The following is a 251-nucleotide window of genomic DNA, read 5'->3' on the forward strand; positions in this document are numbered from 1 at the left end:
CTGACTGTATATATCCTCTGTATTTTTGCTGTTGAAACTCTGTTTTTCGTCTTGTTCAAGAATTTTATCCAGTTTATCGGCAAATACTTTTGCCATAAAATCGCTGTATTCTGCCTGTCCGAATTTAGTCATCAAAATCAACTCCTATACTTATTTTCATCGCTTTTTCTACTTTTTCCATAAGTTCAAAATCAACTGAACCCACGTAACTTTTCAGTCGGTATCTGTCTATCGTTCGTATCTGCTCCGCA

1 protein-coding gene is annotated in these 251 nt (G+C 35.9%); it reads right to left on the bottom strand.

Annotated features, from left to right (window positions below; translation table 11 throughout):
• Positions 1 to 124 precede the first annotated feature (124 nt).
• Positions 125 to 241 carry a hypothetical protein gene (locus QVO88_RS09285; protein WP_288177956.1) on the bottom strand — a complete coding sequence of 39 codons (117 nt, stop codon included), beginning with the start codon at positions 239 to 241 and terminating at the stop codon, positions 125 to 127.
• Positions 242 to 251: the final 10 nt, after the last annotated feature.

The organism is Ruminococcus sp. CAG:57, assembly GCF_000435935.1.
GTDB lineage: Bacteria > Bacillota > Clostridia > Oscillospirales > Ruminococcaceae > Hominimerdicola > Hominimerdicola aceti.